Here is a 17,106-nt window from a genome sequence, read left to right as displayed (position 1 = left end):
ACCGATGGCGTCGCGACGATCCGGTCTCTCACCGCTAGTCCGCCGCGTCCTTCTTCACGGATACGCAGATCTTGACCGCCTGCTCGAGCTTGATGTCGCCGGGATTGCCGATATTGGCGGTCTCTTCCAGGCACTTGATGAAGTAGTTCATGTCGAGTTCCGGTGACAGGCTCGAGAACGCCCGTCCCATGCGGGTGGCGAAATCGACCTTCTCGCCCGTGGTGGCGCGCGGCCAGCGGGCGACCTTATCGTCCAGCGTCAGTTTGGCCGCCTGCGCCGGAGGAGCCAGGCAGACCAGGGACAATAAGAATACCCTCAGTGTCTTCACCGCCATCGATCACCGCCTGTCCTGCTAGGGTGCGATGATTGTAGCGGTTGCGGCACCCGAGTAAAGGCTCGCCGCCGCCGAGATCCGATATCACGTCTTCTTTGTCTGCCGGGTATGGCCGAAACACCTGAGCGAATGCGCAATAGAAACGCTTCTATTGCCACTTTGTCCCGCCGTAAAATGACGAATTGGCTGAAGACATTGTCTCAAGACGATGTTTATATGTCGAGCCAGCGGATCAGTAATAAGTTTCTTATAAGACGCCAATTGCTTATGTGAATCTTATGAATACGCAGAGTCGATCCTGTTTTTCCGATGCTCTGCTCTGATCCGATGAAACGAAAGGCCGCGGTGGGCTTCGAGCATCCGCACGCGGCGCATAGGGCAGGAGAGTTCAGGATGAACAGGTTTCTTTACTCCGTCTCGGCGATGGCGGTCGTCGCCTTCGCCCCGATCGGGGCATCGACCCTCGCGACGGCCAACGACAAGCTGATCGAGCTGTCGAAGAACGACGCCAACTGGGTCATGCCGGGCAAGAACTACGATTCGGACAACTACAGCGCGCTCAAGCAGATCAACGCCTCGAACGTGAAGGACCTGAAGGTCTCCTGGACGTTCTCCACCGGACTGCTCAACGGCCACGAGGGGGCGCCGGTCGTCGTCGACGGCAAGATGTTCATCCACACCTCGTTCCCCAACAACACCTTCGCGCTCGGGCTCGACGATCCGGGCCGGATCCTGTGGCAGGACAAGCCCAAGCAGAACCCGGCCGCCCGCGCGGTCGCCTGCTGCGATCTCGTGAACCGCGGGCTCGCCTACTGGCCGGGCGACGGCAAGACCCCGTCGCTGATCCTCAAGACGCTGCTCGACGGCAACGTCATGGCGCTCAACGCCGAGACGGGCGAGACCGTGTGGAAGGTCGAGAACTCCGACATCAAGGTCGGCTCGACGCTCACGATCGCGCCCTACGTGGTCAAGGACAAGGTCATCATCGGGTCCTCGGGGGCCGAGCTCGGCGTGCGCGGCTACCTCACCGCCTACGACGTGAAGACCGGAGCCCAGGTCTGGCGCGCCTACGCCACCGGCCCGGACAAGGACCTGCTGCTGGCCTCCGACTTCAACATCAAGAACGCGCACTACGGGCAGAAGGGCCTGGGCACCTCCACCTGGGAGGGCGACGCCTGGAAGATCGGCGGCGGCACCAACTGGGGCTGGTACGCCTACGATCCGGGCACCAACCTGATCTATTTCGGCACCGGCAACCCGGCGCCGTGGAACGAGACGATGCGCCCGGGCGACAACAAGTGGACGATGACGATCTTCGGCCGTGACGCCGACACGGGCGAGGCCAAGTTCGGCTACCAGAAGACCCCGCACGACGAATGGGATTACGCCGGCGTCAACGTGATGATGCTGTCCAACCAGAAGGACAAGGACGGCAAGGACCGCAAGCTCCTGACCCATCCCGACCGCAACGGCATCGTCTACACCCTCGACCGCACGGACGGCTCGCTGGTCTCGGCCAACAAGATCGACGACACCGTCAACGTCTTCAAGTCGGTGGATCTCAAGACCGGCCAGCCGGTGCGCGACCCCGAGTACGGCACCCGGATGGACCACCTCGCCAAGGACATCTGCCCCTCGGCGATGGGCTACCACAACCAGGGCCACGACTCCTACGATCCGGAGCGCAAGGCCTTCTTCATGGGCATCAACCACATCTGCATGGATTGGGAGCCCTTCATGCTGCCCTACCGTGCCGGCCAGTTCTTCGTGGGCGCCACGCTGAACATGTACCCCGGCCCGAAGGGTGACCGCCAGAACTACGAAGGTCTCGGCCAGATCAAGAGCTACAACGCGATCACCGGTGCTTTCCAGTGGGAGAAGATGGAGCGGTTCGCCGTCTGGGGCGGCACCACGGCCACGGCCGGTGGGCTGGTGTTCTACGGAACGCTCGACGGCTACATCAAGGCGCGCAACTCGGACAACGGAGACCTTCTCTGGAAGTTCAAGATGCCGTCTGGCGCGATCGGCTACCCGATCACCTACACCCACAAGGGTGATCAATACGTCGCCATCTACTACGGCGTCGGCGGCTGGCCGGGGGTCGGCCTCGTGTTCGACCTCCAGGACCCGACCGCAGGCCTCGGCGCGGTGGGCGCGTTCAAGAAGCTCGCCAACTACACCCAGATGGGCGGCGGCGTGATGGTGTTCTCGCTCAACGGCAAGGGCCCCTACGACGATCCGAACGTCGGCGAGTACCAGACGGCGGCCGCCAAATAAGGCTCTCCCTCGGTGATCAGACTCCGCCGGCTCAGGCCGGCGGGGTCCTCCCCTCGCCGCACGTCACGCGCCCGCGGCAAACGACGCCATCGAGACATCTCACGCGACGGCCGCTCCGGACACGCCATGTTCCTCGCAACGCCACCTCCCTCGCCGCGCCATCCCGACCTTTCAAGAAAAAACGGACCCGCTCCCATGTCGCTCGTCACCGGACGCCGCTCAGCGGCGACATCGGCCGCTGCCCTCCTGGCCCTCGGCTGTCTTTCCGTCGCCCATGCCGCCTCGCCGGACTCCGGCGCGAAAGCCACTGGCGCGACGGCGGCTTCCGCGGACGCCGGCATCCTGCGCGTCTGCGCGGCGCAGCAGCCGCCGCTGTCACTGAAGGACGGCTCCGGGCTCGAGAACCGCATCGCCGTCGCGGTGGCGCAGGCCATGGGGCGCAAGGCGCAGTTCGTGTGGCTCGACAAGGCCGCGATCTACCTGGTGCGCGACAGCCTCGACAAGAACCTCTGCGACGTGGTCGTGGGCGTCGACAGCGACGACCAGCGCGTGCTGACGACGAAGCCGTACTATCGCAGCGGCTACGTCTTCATCACCCGCGCCGACAAGGATCTCGACGTGAAGTCGTGGTCGGACCCGCGCCTCAAGACCATCGGCCACATGGTGGTGGGCTTCGGCACTCCGGCCGAGGCGATGCTCAAGGACATCGGCCGCTACGAGGAGGACATGGCCTACCTCTACTCGCTGGTGAACTTCCGCGCACCGCGCAACCAGTACACCCAGATCGACCCGGCCCGGATGGTGACGGAGGTCGCCACCGACAAGGCCGACGTGGCGGTGGCGTTCGGGCCGGACGTGGCCCGCTACGTCAAGGATTCCAGCCAACCCCTGCGCATGACCCTGGTACCAAACGATACCGTCCGCAGCGACGGCCAGCGGATGCCCCAGAGCTTCGACCAGTCCATGGGCGTGCGTCGCGGCGACGAGGCCCTGAGGCGGGAGCTCGATGCCGCCATCGTCAAGGCCAAGCCGCAGATCGACGCCCTCCTCAAGCAGGAAGGCGTGCCCCTCGCCCCACCCTCGAACTGACGTCCCCACCGCATCCCGGCGGCGCCCATCGGCTGGGTCGCCGCGACACACTCCGGCGCGTGATCGACGGCCGGAGGCACCAGAGCGAAGTCATGCAGTCCAACAAGCGTATCGCACTCAAGCGGATCGTCGGCGGTGCCCTGGGGCTCGTCGCCCTCTCGGCGGCCGTCGCGGCCATCGCCCAGCCGGCGGCGGGACCGCAAAGCGGTTTCGTCTTCCGCAACACCGTTACCGGCGAGCAGCTCGACGTCTCCCAGGGCAAGGAAGGCGGGCGTGACACCCCCGCCGTCAAACAGTTCCTGCAGACCGGCAAGAACGCCTACATCGACGACAAGTCCTGCCTTAGGAACGGCGAGTCCCTCTACTCGACCTCCTGCTCGGGCTGTCATGGCCACCTCGCCGAGGGCAAGCTCGGGCCGGGCCTCAACGACAATTATTGGACCTACCCGTCCAACACCGAGGACACGGGGCTGTTCGCCACCATCTTCGGCGGCGCCAACGGCATGATGGGCCCGCACAACGAGAACCTGACGCCCGACGAGATGCTGCAGGTCATCACCTGGATCAGGCACCTCTATACCGGGCCGGTCAAGGATGCGGTCTGGCTGAACGACGAGCAGAAGAAAGCTTACAAGCCCTACAAGGAGGGTGAGACCTTCCCCAAGGACGCCGCAGGACAGTGCAAGCCGCTGGATTGAGCGACCGAGGAAGTCACGCCGCGCTGCCGGCGCGGTGAACGATGGGCGACGACACGCCTCATCAACCATCAACGGAGGAGACGACCATGCGGACATTCATCCTTGCGGCGACGATCGGTGCGAGCGCCCTTCTGGCCCTTCCGGCCCTCGCCTACGACGGCACCAAGTGCAAGGCGCCGGGCAACTGCTGGGAGCCCAAGCCCGGCTTCCCCGAGAAGATCGCCGGCTCGAAGTACGATCCCAAGCACGACCCGAAAGAGTTGAACAAACAGTCGGAGTCGATCCGGGCCATGGAAGAGCGCAACGCCAAGCGCATCGAGGCGGCCAAGAAGACCGGCAAGTTCGAATACGACGTGACCAAGATCTCGTCGAACTGAGCGCCACCGCGCTCGGCGTCGGAGTTCGGACGCGGATTCTCCCCTCCCCATCGTGGGGAGGGGTCGGGGGTGGGGGTGGCCCAACCGCGCTCCACAAAGGGTCGCCCTATCACCCCCACCTCCAACTCCTCCCCACAGGGGGGAGGAGAGTCGCCATTGGTCGGACGCGCGGCAACCAATTCGGTCTTTGGTTCAAGGCACATCATGAACGACATCCGCCGCGACGACGCGATGCTCACCGACTGGCGCGAGGCCGCCGGGCGGTTCGAACGGTCGGTGGCCTCGGCCGTGGTCGGGCAGGACCGGGCGATCCGGCTTATCACCATCGCCGTCTTCGCCCGCGGCCACGTGCTGCTCGAAGGCGACGTCGGTGTCGGTAAGACCACCCTGCTGCGGGCGGTCGCCCGCGCGCTGGGCGGGGCCTACGAGCGCGTCGAAGGCACGGTGGACATGATGCCCACCGACCTCGTCTACCACACCTACCTCGCCGACGACGGTCGCCCGCGGGTCGAGCCCGGCCCGGTGCTGCGGCAGGCCGAAGACCTCTCGATCTTCTTCTTCAACGAGATCAACCGCGCCCGACCGCAGGTACACGCCCTGCTGCTGCGCCTGATGGCGGAGCGGACCCTGACCGCCTTCGACCGCGAGTACCGTTTCCCCAACCTTCAGGTCTTCGCCGATCGCAACCGCGTCGAGCGCGAGGAGACCTTCGAACTGCCGGCCGCGGCCCGCGACCGCTTCCTCATGGAGATCGGGATGGAGGCGCCCAGCGATGCGCAGGCCCGGCGCGCCCTGGTGTTCGACCCGCGCTTCCACGACACCGATGCGCTGATCGCCGGGATCGACGGCGCCGTGCTCGACCATGCCGCCATCGCCGGCATCGGCGCCGCGATCCAGCACGGCATCCAGGCGAGCCCGGCGATCGAGACCTACGTGGTGGCCCTGTGGGAGGCCCTGGTGCGTCCGGGACCAGCCGGCATCCGCCTGCCCGGCATCGACATGGCCGCCCTGATCCAGGGCGGGGCCTCGCCGCGCGGGCTCGCCATGCTGGTGCGGGCCGCCAAGGTCAGGGCCTGGCTCGAGGGCCGCGACTGGCTGGTGCCCGAGGACATCCGCGCGGTCTTTCCCGAGGTGATGGCCCACCGCGTCTTCCTCGAACCGGTCTACGAGATGCGCCGCGCCGGCATCGTGCCGGCCCTGTGCCGCGCCGTCTTCGACACGGTGCCGGCGCCATGACCGAGGCCATGACAGGGGCGATGACCGACATCGTCTACCGGCCGCGCGGACGCAGCGCCGGCACGGCCCTCGGCGCCCACCGCGGCCGCGACGCCGGAGGCCTGGGCACCTTCCGCGACCAGGTGCCGTTCCTGCGCATGCCGGACGCCCGGCGCATCGACCTGCGCGCCACCCTGCGCGACCCGTTCGAGGGCACCTATGTCCGCCGTTTCGAGAGTCGTACCGCGATCGAAGTCTGGGCGCTCGTCGACCTCACGGCTTCCATGCGCTTCTGCGGCGAGGCCGACCGGATGGACCTGGTCGCGGCCCTGTGCGGCTCGCTGGCGGCCTCCGCCACTCGCATCGGCGACGCTTTCGGCCTGATCGGCGTCGACGCCGACGTGCGCGAGGACCTGTTCCTGCCCGCATCCCGCCGGCGCGTCCCGGCCAGCGACATCGCCGAACGCCTGTCGCGCACCCAGGCCACGGGAACCCGCGCCGACGGCATGGCTCTCGCGGGCCAGCACCTCGTCGGCCGGCCCAAGGTGGTGTTCGTGATCTCCGATTTCCGCTGGCCCGAGGCGTTGATCGGCGAGGTCTTCGCGAGCCTGTCCCGCCACGACATCGTGCCCGTCGTCCTCGAGGACGCCATGGAGGCCGAGGCGCTGCCGGCCTGGGGCCTGATGGAGCTCGACGACCTCGAAGGCGCGGGACGCCGGGTCGTGTTCATGCGCCCCGCCCTGCGTCGTCGTTGGATCGCCCGGGAGGCGGCGCGGGTCGAGTCCCTGCGCCGCATCGCCACCACCCATGGCCGCCCGCCGTTTCGCCTCGCCGGCCGCTTCGACCCCGAGGCGGTCACCCGCCACCTGCTCGGCACATGAGGGTGAACATGCGCCGCGCCGTCTCGACATCCCTCGTCCCGCTCGTCCTCGCCTCGTCGATGGCAGGGCCCGTGCAGGCGCAGGTGCGCGCCGTCGAGGTCCGGGCCCCGCGGGCGTTCGGCTACATGCTGGGCGACCTCGTGCGGGCCCAGGTCGACATCGTGGTCGAGGACGGGTTCGCGATCCAGGCCGCCTCGCTGCCACAACGCGGCGCGCTCGCCTATTGGCTCGACCTGCGTGACATCGCCGTGTCGCAGGCCGATGCGGGCGATGCCCGGCGCGTGCGCCTCGACCTCACCTACCAGACCTTCTACGCGGCCCTCGACGTCCGCTCCCTTGAGGTGCCCGGCTTCACGGTGAGCTTCGTCAGCCAGGGCGCCAGCGGCGCCACCACGGCCTCGGCCCGGGTGCCGGCCTGGACCTTCACCATCTCGCCCCTGCGCGAGATCCTGCCGCCGGCCAAGGAGAATCCGCAGGACTACATGCGCCCCGACGGGCGCGTCGCCTCCCTCGACCCTCGTCCGACCCTTTTCACCGGCCTCGGCTTTGCCGGGCTGGCCCTGGTTGCGTTCGCTGGGCTGGCCCGCGACCGGACTTGGTGGCCCTTCCGGGTCCGGCGCGGGCGCGCCTTCGCGGCCGCTCGTCGGCGCCTGCGCGGCCTCGGCGGCCGCCCCGACGCCGCGGAGGCCTATCGCGAGGCCTTGCTCGCCCTCCATCGTGGACTCGACGAAACCGATGGGCGCCGGGTGCTCGCCGACGATCTCGACCGGTTCCTCGACCGCCATCCGGCCTATCGCGGGCAGGCGCCCGGCCTCGTCGCCTTCTTCGAGGCCTCGCGCATCGCCTTCTTCGGAAACGACACCGCCCGGGCGCGTGGCCGTCTGGCCAGGCCCAAGATCGCCGCGCTCGCTGCGCGCCTGGCACGGGCCGAGCGCACGGCATGATCGACGCTGTGTCCCGGCTCGGCGTCTCGACACCGTGGGTGCTGTGGCTGCTGCCGCTGGCCCTGGTGCCGCTCGTGGCTTCGAGCCAGCGCGTGACGCCGGTCCCGGCGATCGCGGCGGCTCCGTCCGACGGCGCCTCGCGGATCGTCGGCTGCATGCTGCGCACGTCCGGCATCTTCGCCATCGCGGGGCTGGTCCTGGCCCTGGCCGGCCCCTACCGGCACGGCGAGACCGTCACCCGCATCGGCATCGGGGCCCAGGTCTCCATCCTGGTCGATCGCTCGGGCAGCATGAACGAGACCTTCGCCGGGCGTCAGCCCTCGGGCGAGGAGGAATCCAAGGCCGCGGCCTCGCGCCGGATCCTCGGCGACTTCGTCGGCAGCCGCGCCCACGACCTGTTCGCGGTCACCGCCTTCTCCACCGCGCCGATGCTCGTGGTGCCGATGACCGACCGGCACGAGGCGGTGCGCGCGGCCATCGCCGCCATCGACCGGCCGGGGCTCGACTACACCAACGTGGCGCGGGGCCTCGCGATGGGCCTGTCGCAGTTCGGGGTGCAGGGCGCCTCGGTCTCGCGGGCGCTGCTGCTGGTCTCGGACGGCGCGGCCGTCATCGATCCGCGGGTGCAGGGCGCCCTGCGCGCCGAGTTCGCCCGCATCCGGCCGAACCTCTACTGGCTGTTCCTGCGCACCAAGGGCTCGGCCGGCATCGCCGACAAGCCCACGGGCGAGGACACGCCGCAGGCCGCACCGGAGCGCCACCTCGACCTGTTCTTCAAGAGCCTCGGCACGCCCTACCGCGCCTTCGAGGCCGAAGGGCCGCAGGCGGTCGCCGACGCCATCGCTCAGATCGAGCGCCTGGAGCGCGATCCGATCCCCTACACCGAGCAGCGCCCGCGCCGCGACCTGTCGGGGTTCGCCTACGGGCTGAGTCTGCTGGGGCTCCTGGCGCTGGTGGCGGCCAAGCTGGCCGAAGCCGACTTTCGCCGCGGGCGGGCGCGGGCCCTCTTGCCGCCGGCGACAGAGGCTCCCCAGCGGAGGCTCGCCGCATGAGAGCGAGCTCGAATCCGACCGGGACGCTGGCGCGCCTCCGCCTCTCCCCGGAAGACCTGCACGCGTCGAGAGAAGGGAGCGCACCCGGTTTCCGGCTCGCCGGCGCCTGGCGCCGCATGCGCCCGCATGTCCTCCTCGCCCTACCGGTCTTGGCTCTCCTCGCGGCCATCGGGTTCGGGCTGGCAGGCTGGCGGATCCTGCGCGACGACGACACGATGAAGGCGCTCCAGGCCGGACGGGACGTGCCGGTGGCCGTGGACGCCGCATCCCCGCTGCTCCTCGCGCGGGTCCAGCATCTCGCCCGGCGCGGGGTGACCGAGGAGATCGAGCCGCTGATCGACGCCCTCGACCGGCGGGGCGAGCCCGACCGCTCGGCGCGGGCCCGCTACGCCCTGGCCAATGCCCGCCTGCGGCAGGCGTTCGGCTACCTCGAGCGGGGCGACCTCGACCCGGCCGGCCCTCTGATCACCCTGGCGCGGCAGGACTACCGCCGCGCCCTCCAGGATCGACCGGATTATTGGGACGCCAAGTTCAACCTCGACGTTGCATCGCGGCTCCTGCGCGATTTCCCCGACTTCGACCGCAAGAGCGGCGACGAGTTGAAGGCGGAGCCCAACAAGATCTGGACCGACATCCCCGGCCAGCCCCGGGGCGAGCCGTGAGCGCACCACACCCCATCGCGCGCAACCTGCGCGACCGACGCTTCCAGGGGCTGGCCGCGGCATCCGTGCTGGTGGCCGCCACCTTCCTCGCCCGCCCGCTGCCCCTCACGCGCGACGGCCTCGAAGTGCTGGCGGTCCTCGACATCACCGGCAGCATGAACGTGCGCGACTACGTGAGCGCCGAGGGCAGACCGACGAGCCGCCTGGAGACCGCCAAGGCCGCCCTGCGCGGCCTCGTGGCGGCCATGCCGTGCGGCTCGCGGATGGCGCTGGGGCTATTCACCGAGCGCCGGCCGTTCCTGCTGTTCACGCCCATCGAGGTCTGCGGCGACTTCGCCCCCCTCGACGGGGCGTTGGCGAGCCTCGACTGGCGGATGGCCTGGGAGGGCGACAGCCGCGTCTCGGCGGGGCTGTTCCGGTCGGTGGAGATGGCCGCGAGCCTCGGCACCGACCTCGTCTTCGTCACGGACGGGCAGGAGGCGCCGCCCCTTCCGATCGGGCGCGAACCGGCCTTCGAGGGCAAGCCCGGCGCCGTGCGCGGCCTCATCGTCGGGGCGGGCGCCTACGGCCTCTCGCCGATCCCGCGCTTCGACGACCGTGGCCGCGAGACCGGCTTCTACGGGGCCGGCGACGTGCAGCAGGAGAACCGCTTCGGACCCCCGCCCGCCGACGCTGAGGGCCGCGAGGGCTACAACCCGCGCAACGCCCCCTTCGGCTCCGGTGCCGCGACGGGCACCGAGCATCTCTCCTCCGTGCGCGAGCCTTACCTGAAGTCCCTCGCGGACAGGACCGGCCTCGCCTACGCGCATCTGGACGGGCCCTCGGGCCTCCTCGATCCCCTGCGCGCCGTCGCCACCCCCCGAGCCCTGCCGGGGAGCCTCGACATCCGCCCCTTCCTCGGCGCCGCGGCCCTTCTCCTGCTGCTGGCCGCCTTCGCCGAACCCCGTCTCGGCGTGCTGCGTCTCGGCTTGCCGCGTCCCGGCGCGCGCCCGTTTTTCACCCTGAAGAAAGTCTGATCATGCGTCTTGCGGTACCCGCAGCCCTCCTTGCCCTCGTGGCGACCGCCGCCATCGCCCACGGCCCGACGCCGCAGAAGGTCCACCAGTCGGTGACCATCGCCGCCAAGCCCGAGGCGGTGTGGAAGGTGGTCGGCGATTTCGCCGGTATCGGCACCTGGCATCCCGACGTCGCCAAGGCCGAGGGCACCGACGGCAACACCTCCGGTGGCCGGCGCAAGGTGACGCTCAAGGCCGGCGGCACCCTCGACGAGAGCCTCGACGAGTGGAACGCGCAAGGGCGCACCTATTCCTACCGCCTGTCGGACGCCGACCTGAAGGCGCTGCCGGTCTCGTCCTATTCCGCCACGCTCACGGTCTCACCCGACGGCGAAGGATCGAAGGTGGAATGGCTCGGCCGGTTCTATCGCGGCGACACCGGCAACGAGCCGCCCGAGGAACTGAGCGATGCGGCCGGCAAGGCGGCCATGGTTCGCTACTTCGGCGACGGGCTGAAGGGTCTGAAGGCCAAGGTCGAAGGCGAGGCGGCCGCCGGCACGATGCCGGACGGCAGGGCCAAGCCGTGACCATGCGCCGCTTCGGGCTCGCCTGCCTTTGCCTGGCGCTATCCTGCGGCCGCGGGATCGCCGGGACGGTCTACGTCGCGAGCCAGGAAGCCGGTGCCGTGGCACGGATCGAGGCCGGGACGACCGGGGCCCTGGCGGCGATCGCGGTCGGCGGCGGCCCGGCCCAGGTCGCGGCCGGGCCGGATGGACGCCTCTACCTCACCCAGCCCGACGGCCATGCGGTCACCGTGGTCGACCCCGCTACGAACACCGTGCTGCGGCGCCTTCCCTTCGCGGGCCAGGCCTTCGGCATCGCGGTCTCGGCGGACGGCGCCGGGCTGTTCGTCGGCGACTGGGCGAATGCGCGGGTGGTGCGGCTCTCGGCGGAAACAGGCGCGGTGGAGGGAAGCGTCGCGGTGGGCCGGGAGCCGGCCGGCCTCGTCCTCGACGCGCGGGGTCGCCTCTACGTCGCGGACCGGGAGAGCCGACAGGTCAGCGTGGTCGACACCGCCACCATGACCCGCACCGACACCCTGCCGGTGGGCGAGGCCCCCTTCGCCCTGGCGCTGAGCCCGAAGCAAGATCGACTCTACGTGGCCAACGTCCGCAGCGGCGACCTCAGCGTCCTCGAGACCGGTTCGGCCAGGGTCCTCGCCACGGTCCGTATCGGCGGCATGCCCTACGGCGTCGCCGCCAGCGCCGACGGGCGCCTCGTGCTCGTCACCGACCAGCAGGCCGGACGGGTGGTGGCCCTCGACGCGGCCACGCTCGGCCTACAGGCGACCGTGAGCGTCGGGCGCTACCCCGAGGGAATCGTCGTCGACCGCGAGCGCGCCTACGTGGCGAACTGGTTCTCCGACTCCGTCTCCGTCATCGACCTGGCGACCCTGGCCGAGACCGGGCGTATTCCGGTGGGCGCCGGCCCGCGCAGCCTCGCGGTGGTCCCCGATCCCCCGGCCCGACGCCCTGGTGGTGGACGGCCATGAGGGGAGGGCCCGCGCTGGGCGTCCTCCTCCTGCTCTGCGCCTGCGACCGCGGCGAGGAGGCCGGTGCCTCCAGGGACGAACCGGCCCTGGTGGCGACGCAGGCGGAGGCCGACGTGGCACCCTGGCTCCTGGCCACCGACCCGATGGAGCCCGCCCGCTGGCTCGCCAGCCGCGAGCTCGGCCGGCCCGCCCCGGAGACCGGCGCGCAGGCGGACCACCTGCGCCACAGCCTGGCCCGCGCCAAGGAGGCCTTCATCGAGGACCCGCGCATGGTCGCGAACCGGACGGTCCAGCTTGGCCAGATGCTCGCCGAGGCCGGCAAGGCCGAGCCCTACGCCGACCTGCTCGACGGCCTCGAGGAGGTCGCGGCGGCGACCGCCCGCAAGCAGCTCTACGGCGAGATGTGCCAGCACTATTTCAACACCCGCCAGCAAGGCCTCGACCGGGCCGCCGCGCTCGCCAAGCTCACCGAACGCTACGCCGCCCAGGGTGAGAACCGGGGCCGTTCGGAGACGTCGCCCCTGGCGCGGCCATGATGGCGGTGCCGACATGACCGCGGTCCTGATCGTCGACGACCATCCCGTGGTGCTGAGCGGCTTCCGGCGCCTCATGGAGGACGCCGGCGTCGGCACCGTGCACGAGGCCTCAGACGTGGTCGGCGCCTACCGGCTGTTCCACCGCCTGCGCCCGCCGATGGTCGTCGCCGACCTGACCTTCCAGGGGAAAGGCTTGTCCGGGCTCGCGTTGATCCGGCGCATCCATGCCCTCGATCGCCGGACCCGCATCCTGGCCTTCAGCATGCACAACGACCCGTTCATCGTCTCGCGGGCCTTGGAATGCGGCGCCATCGGCTACGTCTTCAAGGATGTCCGGACGGCGGAGTTGCTGCGGGCCTTCCATGCAGTGCGCGCCGGCGAGGGCTACCTCGACCACGGCCTCGCGATCGCCGTCGCGATCCTGCACGCCGCGCCGCGGCGCTCGCCGGTGGCCGACCTCAACGCCCGCGAAAAGCAGATCCTGTCGCTCCTGAGCAAGGGCACCTCCTACCAGGACATCGCCGAAGCACTCTCGATCAAGTATCGGACCGTGATCAACAGCTGCTCGACCATGCGCCAGAAGCTGGGGGTCGGCACCCTGGCGGAGTTGATCCAGGTCGCGGTTCGGCAGGCCGATGCCACGGAGGCGTCGGGCTGGGCCTGAGCTGCGGCCGGTCCGATACGACCGATTGCGGCCGGAGGTGCGCCGCACGGCCTTGATGCAGGTCAAGGCGGCTGGACGCGCGGGATGGGATGCCGATACTGGTTCGCGCCCACGGAGCCGCGGCATGCTCATCGCCATGACGGCCAGCGTCGTCCTCGTCGTCACCACGATCCTGGTGCTCTACGAGACCCTGCGCCTCACCTCCGAGCATCTCGCGGAGCTGCCGGTGCCGCCGCGGGTCCGTATCCTCGCCGTGGTGCTGATGACCTTCGTCGGGCACACGATCGCGGTGTGGATCTACGCGGGTGCCTATTGGCTGCTGGTTCTCTGGCTCGGCGACGCCGCTTTCGCGGGTACGCCCGTCACGACCTTCCAGGACTGCCTGTACTTCTCGGTAGTCACCTACACGTCGCTGGGCTTCGGCGACCAGGTACCGGCGTCCCACACCCGGATGATCGCCGGGGTCGAGGCCCTGAACGGCCTCCTGCTCATCGGGTGGTCGGCCTCGTTCACCTATCTGGCGATGGAACGGTACTGGCCCCTCCACGCGAAGAACCCGGCGCCGCGGGAGTCCACCGTGGCCGCGGCAGGCGAGGACGCCGAGCCGGCCCGCTCGCGCCTCTTCCCGCCGACGACGGCTCCGTGAGGCCGGTCTTCGATCGCCGCAGGATGCCTCTCCTCAGGATTCCTCTCGCCCGTCGGCGGGTCGACCGCTAAGGCCGCCGCAGCGGGCGGGGCCCGGTCGATCAGCCCACCCGTTCGCGTGCGATCTCCTCGGCCGCATCCCCCGGCTGCAGGATCGAGGCCAGCGCGTGGATGGTATCGGTGATGTGGGTCAGCACCACGCGGATACGCGGGGTGTCGCGGTTGTCCTTATGAACGACGAGGAGGATCTCGGCGCTGGGCGGTTCCGTCGGCACCGGGAGCCGGGTCAGCCGGGGTTCGGCATCGCCACGGAACCGCGCCAGGCAGGCGAGGCCGCCACCGTTGGCGGCCGCCAGAACGGCGGCCTCGTGGCTGCTCGTCTGCAGGACCACGGTGGCGCGCGCGGCCATGTCCGTGATCCAGGTGGATGGGGTCATCTCCTGGGTGTCATCGAGCTGGGTGATGAGGCGGTGGCCGCAGCAGCCGTCGTCGAAATCCAACGCGCCACGATCCCGAAGATACTCGTGGGTGGCATAGACCCCGAAGGCGATGTCGCCGATATGGCGCACGACGAGGTCGTGCTGCTCGGGCTGCCTCAGCCGCAAGGCAATGTCGGCCTCGCGCATGGCGAGGCTGAGCTCGCGCGGATTGGGGATGAGCTCGATCATGATGTCGGGATGCCGCGCATGCAGCTCACCGAAGCTCGGCGCGAGGATCTGCGCGGCCAGCGTCTCGGCGCAGGTGACACGCACGAGGCCGCGAAGCCGGATGTCGCGCCCGGTGACGTCGCGTTCGAGGGCCAGCGCCTCGGCCTCGAGGCATTCGGCTTTCCGGCGCACCTCCTCGCCGGCCAGGGTCGGCACGTAACCCTCCGGGGTGCGGTTGAGGAGACGCACCGCGAGCGTCGCCTCCAGCGAATTCAACCGGCGCCCGACGGTGGATTGCGAAACGTGGAGCACCCTGGCGGCGGCCGAGAGCGTGCCATGCCGGGCGAGCGCCAGGAAAAATCGCAGATCGTCCCAGTCGAGCATCCGTCACCGGCCATCCATTTATGCATGTCCCCTCGTCGGCTTTGATCACCGACATTTCCGGCGGGAAGGATATACTCGATGTCACGCGACCACCACGGCAGACCGACTGCCGACTGTCGCATCGGTCGAGGCCCGATGCTGGTGCGAGGACGACATCCATGGCGTGCCCACCGACCCCATCCTTCGGAATGGCGGTCCGGCTGATCGCCGGACATCGCCGGGACCCGGCGATGGTGCAGGATCGGGCGGTCCCGACCGCCGTCCGGATCCTGCGGGACCGAACCCTGGCGCAGGCTGGTACCTGCCCCCGCCAGCGGTGGCGGAGGACAAACCCGAGGATCTTCCTGCGGCAGGTACCGCCTCGAACGCTTCCGAGGCTCTGCGCCTTGGGCCGGGGCGTACCTCACCGATCGCGATCCGCTCGCCGGAGCGCGACGTCGAGGCCGGTATCGCCGCGGCCCCGATGGGGGCCAGCACGATGCTGTCGTAGGCGTCGACCGTATCCGCGTTTTTGGTGGGATGGACCACGGACGCTCACGCAACGCCCCGGCGGCCATCGTCGGGCAGGCGTTGCTGCGGCCCGAGGCCGTCCACGACGCCGAGGCGATTGCGTTTTCGACTGCGACAAGATCGTCTCAAGGCGAAAGGACAGACCCATGTCGATCCATTCTTTGCCGCTTCGTCGAGCGACACCGGCGCCCGCGCGCGCTCTGCCGTCCTGCCTCGACAGCGGGATTCGCAACGCCCGCCTCGTCAGCCAGTCGACCGCCCTGCCGCTGGCCGAACGGGACGCCCTGGAGCCGCTGAGCCGGCGGATCTCCCTCGACCAGAAGGAAACCCTGTTCGGGCAGGACGAACCGGCCTGTTCGGTGTTCAACGTCACCACAGGCGCGCTTCGCCTGTATCGTATCCTTCCCGACGGACGCCGGCAGGTCACGGGCTTTGCCTTCCCCGGGGACTTCCTCGGCTTGTCGCTCCTCGACCGCTATGCCGTCTCGGCGGACGCCCTCGGGCCGGTGACCGCGTGCCGATTCGAGCGGATCGCCTTCAAGAACCTGCTGCGGGCGCAGCCCGGCCTGCTCATGCACCTGCACGAGATCACCGGCCAGGAACTCTCCCGGGCCAAGGACATGATGATGCTGCTCGGGCGGCGCACCGCCGACGAGAAGGTCGCCGCTTTTCTGACGGGGCTCCAGGCCCGGTACGCCCGGATCGGCCTGTCCGGCGTCACCCTCGAACTGCCCATGGGCCGCCTCGACATCGCCGACCACCTTGGCCTGACCATCGAGACGGTGAGCCGGACCCTGTCGCGCCTCGACCGCGACGGCTGCATCCTGATCGTCCCGGGCGGCGTGCGCATCATCGACCAGACCCGCCTCGACCGCCTGTCGGCCCACTGACGGACGGCGGTGAACATCCCTCGCGTCGCGTGTCCAGTGCGCCGCGCAGGCTTCCGCTGTCGCGCCCGGCAATGGCCAAGGCGTCGATCGCCCGCGCTTCCGGCGAGATCGAGGTCCATCCGATGGCAAGGGGCGGGTCCCGTTCCGAGCGGGAACGGGATTGCGAGCGGCGGCCGACGCGTTCAGCGGAGCGCAACCCACAGGTCCGTCGGCCCCGACGGCATTCCTGTGCAGGCCGGGGCCGAAGACCGGGAGTGCCATCCTCTGGACCGGATCGATCCGGAACCTGCCCGATCGGACCCGTTTCGGCGATACAGCCAGGGTGACGTGACGCGACTCTTCGGCTATCCCGGCGTGCGAGCGTGAGCATGCAGGGCCTGTAGCTCAATGGTTAGAGCCGACCGCTCATAACGGTCTGGTTGCAGGTTCGAGTCCTGCCGGGCCCACCACTCACTCCCAGCGAACCACGGGAGTTCGAGTGCGGCGGGAGACATGCGCAGTCTCAATAACTTAGCAGAAAACAGGCTTTTGGCGGCCCTTTCTCTAAGGTTGTGCTGGGGCGGATCTTTCGGGCGATGTGGGGCGAGTTCTCGCCTGTCGTCGATGCAGCTTCCGCATCATACGCAGCCACGGTGATGGAGACGGGTTCGCAGGCCGACGGAGATCCCGTTCGCTGTTCGCCATGCACTGGCGTGTCGGTCGGTTCCGCGACTTCGGACTGGACTCGAGCCGCGAACGGAGCGGAACTGTCCTG

18 protein-coding genes and 1 tRNA gene are annotated in these 17,106 nt (G+C 69.5%); 17 read left to right on the top strand and 2 right to left on the bottom strand.

Annotation, left to right across the window (positions count from 1 at the left end; all coding sequences use genetic code 11):
- Window positions 1-34 precede the first annotated feature (34 nt).
- Entirely contained in the window at window positions 35-334 is a 300-nt protein-coding gene (locus ASG40_RS08460; RefSeq protein WP_244472314.1) for a hypothetical protein, read from the bottom strand.
- Window positions 335-727: 393 nt separating this feature from the next.
- Between ASG40_RS08460 and ASG40_RS08455 the strand changes: the two genes are divergently transcribed.
- The 15 genes from ASG40_RS08455 to ASG40_RS08385 all read left to right on the top strand — a co-directional run bounded on the left by ASG40_RS08455 (window position 728) and on the right by ASG40_RS08385 (window position 13,922).
- On the top strand, window positions 728-2,611 hold the full coding sequence (locus ASG40_RS08455; RefSeq protein ID WP_055883580.1) for a methanol/ethanol family PQQ-dependent dehydrogenase: 1,884 nt from the start codon (window positions 728-730) through the stop codon (window positions 2,609-2,611).
- Window positions 2,612-2,806: 195 nt separating this feature from the next.
- A complete protein-coding gene (gene moxJ, locus ASG40_RS08450; protein ID WP_055883575.1) occupies window positions 2,807-3,700 on the top strand; it encodes a methanol oxidation system protein MoxJ in 894 nt (297 codons plus the stop codon).
- A gap of 92 nt (window positions 3,701-3,792) precedes the next feature.
- Window positions 3,793-4,398 (top strand): cytochrome c(L), periplasmic, encoded by a 606-nt coding sequence (gene moxG / locus ASG40_RS08445; protein WP_055883573.1) that lies wholly within the window; start codon window positions 3,793-3,795, stop codon window positions 4,396-4,398.
- A gap of 86 nt (window positions 4,399-4,484) precedes the next feature.
- Window positions 4,485-4,775 carry a methanol dehydrogenase [cytochrome c] subunit gene (locus ASG40_RS08440; RefSeq protein WP_055883570.1) on the top strand — a complete coding sequence of 97 codons (291 nt, stop codon included), beginning with the start codon at window positions 4,485-4,487 and terminating at the stop codon, window positions 4,773-4,775.
- A 204-nt stretch (window positions 4,776-4,979) separates the two neighbouring features.
- Window positions 4,980-6,011, top strand: coding sequence for an AAA family ATPase (locus ASG40_RS08435; protein WP_055883566.1), 1,032 nt, complete (start codon window positions 4,980-4,982; stop codon window positions 6,009-6,011).
- Entirely contained in the window at window positions 6,008-6,871 is an 864-nt protein-coding gene (locus ASG40_RS08430) for a DUF58 domain-containing protein (RefSeq protein ID WP_055883561.1), read from the top strand. Before ASG40_RS08435 ends, ASG40_RS08430 begins: the two co-directional genes overlap by 4 nt.
- Before the next feature lie 8 nt (window positions 6,872-6,879).
- Window positions 6,880-7,815, top strand: coding sequence for a hypothetical protein (locus ASG40_RS08425; protein ID WP_055884629.1), 936 nt, complete (start codon window positions 6,880-6,882; stop codon window positions 7,813-7,815).
- On the top strand, window positions 7,812-8,867 hold the full coding sequence (locus tag ASG40_RS08420) for a vWA domain-containing protein (protein ID WP_055883558.1): 1,056 nt from the start codon (window positions 7,812-7,814) through the stop codon (window positions 8,865-8,867). The genes ASG40_RS08425 and ASG40_RS08420 overlap by 4 nt, the downstream gene beginning before the upstream one ends.
- 116 nt (window positions 8,868-8,983) lie before the next feature.
- A complete protein-coding gene (locus tag ASG40_RS08415) occupies window positions 8,984-9,529 on the top strand; it encodes an MxaK protein (RefSeq protein WP_156387641.1) in 546 nt (181 codons plus the stop codon).
- Window positions 9,526-10,545, top strand: coding sequence for a vWA domain-containing protein (locus tag ASG40_RS08410; RefSeq protein ID WP_082523975.1), 1,020 nt, complete (start codon window positions 9,526-9,528; stop codon window positions 10,543-10,545). The genes ASG40_RS08415 and ASG40_RS08410 overlap by 4 nt, the downstream gene beginning before the upstream one ends.
- A 2-nt stretch (window positions 10,546-10,547) precedes the next feature.
- Window positions 10,548-11,111, top strand: a complete 564-nt coding sequence (locus ASG40_RS08405; protein WP_055883554.1) for an SRPBCC family protein — start codon at window positions 10,548-10,550, stop codon at window positions 11,109-11,111.
- A gap of 2 nt (window positions 11,112-11,113) precedes the next feature.
- On the top strand, window positions 11,114-12,076 hold the full coding sequence (locus tag ASG40_RS08400; RefSeq protein ID WP_055883551.1) for a cytochrome D1 domain-containing protein: 963 nt from the start codon (window positions 11,114-11,116) through the stop codon (window positions 12,074-12,076).
- Window positions 12,073-12,612, top strand: a complete 540-nt coding sequence (locus ASG40_RS08395; RefSeq protein WP_055883547.1) for a hypothetical protein — start codon at window positions 12,073-12,075, stop codon at window positions 12,610-12,612. The genes ASG40_RS08400 and ASG40_RS08395 overlap by 4 nt, the downstream gene beginning before the upstream one ends.
- Window positions 12,613-12,625: 13 nt before the next feature.
- Entirely contained in the window at window positions 12,626-13,276 is a 651-nt protein-coding gene (locus ASG40_RS08390) for a response regulator transcription factor (protein WP_055883544.1), read from the top strand.
- 124 nt (window positions 13,277-13,400) lie between these two features.
- Window positions 13,401-13,922: a potassium channel family protein gene (locus ASG40_RS08385; protein WP_055883540.1), complete on the top strand. Its 522-nt coding sequence runs from the start codon at window positions 13,401-13,403 to the stop codon at window positions 13,920-13,922.
- Window positions 13,923-14,022: 100 nt separating this feature from the next.
- On the opposite strand, the gene ASG40_RS08380 is transcribed toward ASG40_RS08385, so the two are convergent.
- The gene (locus ASG40_RS08380; protein ID WP_055883536.1) at window positions 14,023-14,952 is read right to left on the bottom strand and encodes a LysR family transcriptional regulator; all 930 of its coding nucleotides are present in this window, start codon (window positions 14,950-14,952) and stop codon (window positions 14,023-14,025) included.
- Between the two features lie 656 nt (window positions 14,953-15,608).
- Between ASG40_RS08380 and ASG40_RS08375 the strand changes: the two genes are divergently transcribed.
- A complete protein-coding gene (locus tag ASG40_RS08375) occupies window positions 15,609-16,352 on the top strand; it encodes a Crp/Fnr family transcriptional regulator (protein ID WP_082494433.1) in 744 nt (247 codons plus the stop codon).
- Window positions 16,353-16,725: 373 nt separating this feature from the next.
- Window positions 16,726-16,801 (top strand) — tRNA-Ile (locus ASG40_RS08370).
- Window positions 16,802-17,106: the final 305 nt, after the last annotated feature.

It is taken from the genome of Methylobacterium sp. Leaf399 (assembly GCF_001424525.1).
Lineage (GTDB): Bacteria > Pseudomonadota > Alphaproteobacteria > Rhizobiales > Beijerinckiaceae > Methylobacterium.
The sequence above is the reverse complement of the archived record's forward strand: the minus strand, read 5'-3'. Positions and strand labels throughout refer to the sequence as shown.

Excerpts from the sequence above, each read along its gene's own strand:
- ASG40_RS08460 (WP_244472314.1), bottom strand. The coding sequence starts at position 334 with ATGGCGGTGAAGACACTGAGGGTATTCTTATTGTCCCTGGTCTGCCTG.
- ASG40_RS08390 (WP_055883544.1), top strand. The coding sequence starts at position 12,626 with ATGACCGCGGTCCTGATCGTCGACGACCATCCCGTGGTGCTGAGCGGC.
- ASG40_RS08455 (WP_055883580.1), top strand. The coding sequence starts at position 728 with ATGAACAGGTTTCTTTACTCCGTCTCGGCGATGGCGGTCGTCGCCTTC.
- ASG40_RS08435 (WP_055883566.1), top strand. The coding sequence starts at position 4,980 with ATGAACGACATCCGCCGCGACGACGCGATGCTCACCGACTGGCGCGAG.
- ASG40_RS08420 (WP_055883558.1), top strand. The coding sequence starts at position 7,812 with ATGATCGACGCTGTGTCCCGGCTCGGCGTCTCGACACCGTGGGTGCTG.
- ASG40_RS08430 (WP_055883561.1), top strand. The coding sequence starts at position 6,008 with ATGACCGAGGCCATGACAGGGGCGATGACCGACATCGTCTACCGGCCG.
- ASG40_RS08385 (WP_055883540.1), top strand. The coding sequence starts at position 13,401 with ATGCTCATCGCCATGACGGCCAGCGTCGTCCTCGTCGTCACCACGATC.
- ASG40_RS08400 (WP_055883551.1), top strand. The coding sequence starts at position 11,114 with ATGCGCCGCTTCGGGCTCGCCTGCCTTTGCCTGGCGCTATCCTGCGGC.
- moxG (WP_055883573.1), top strand. The coding sequence starts at position 3,793 with ATGCAGTCCAACAAGCGTATCGCACTCAAGCGGATCGTCGGCGGTGCC.
- ASG40_RS08380 (WP_055883536.1), bottom strand. The coding sequence starts at position 14,952 with ATGCTCGACTGGGACGATCTGCGATTTTTCCTGGCGCTCGCCCGGCAT.
- ASG40_RS08405 (WP_055883554.1), top strand. The coding sequence starts at position 10,548 with ATGCGTCTTGCGGTACCCGCAGCCCTCCTTGCCCTCGTGGCGACCGCC.
- moxJ (WP_055883575.1), top strand. The coding sequence starts at position 2,807 with ATGTCGCTCGTCACCGGACGCCGCTCAGCGGCGACATCGGCCGCTGCC.
- ASG40_RS08375 (WP_082494433.1), top strand. The coding sequence starts at position 15,609 with ATGTCGATCCATTCTTTGCCGCTTCGTCGAGCGACACCGGCGCCCGCG.
- ASG40_RS08395 (WP_055883547.1), top strand. The coding sequence starts at position 12,073 with ATGAGGGGAGGGCCCGCGCTGGGCGTCCTCCTCCTGCTCTGCGCCTGC.
- ASG40_RS08425 (WP_055884629.1), top strand. The coding sequence starts at position 6,880 with ATGCGCCGCGCCGTCTCGACATCCCTCGTCCCGCTCGTCCTCGCCTCG.
- ASG40_RS08415 (WP_156387641.1), top strand. The coding sequence starts at position 8,984 with ATGCGCCCGCATGTCCTCCTCGCCCTACCGGTCTTGGCTCTCCTCGCG.
- ASG40_RS08440 (WP_055883570.1), top strand. The coding sequence starts at position 4,485 with ATGCGGACATTCATCCTTGCGGCGACGATCGGTGCGAGCGCCCTTCTG.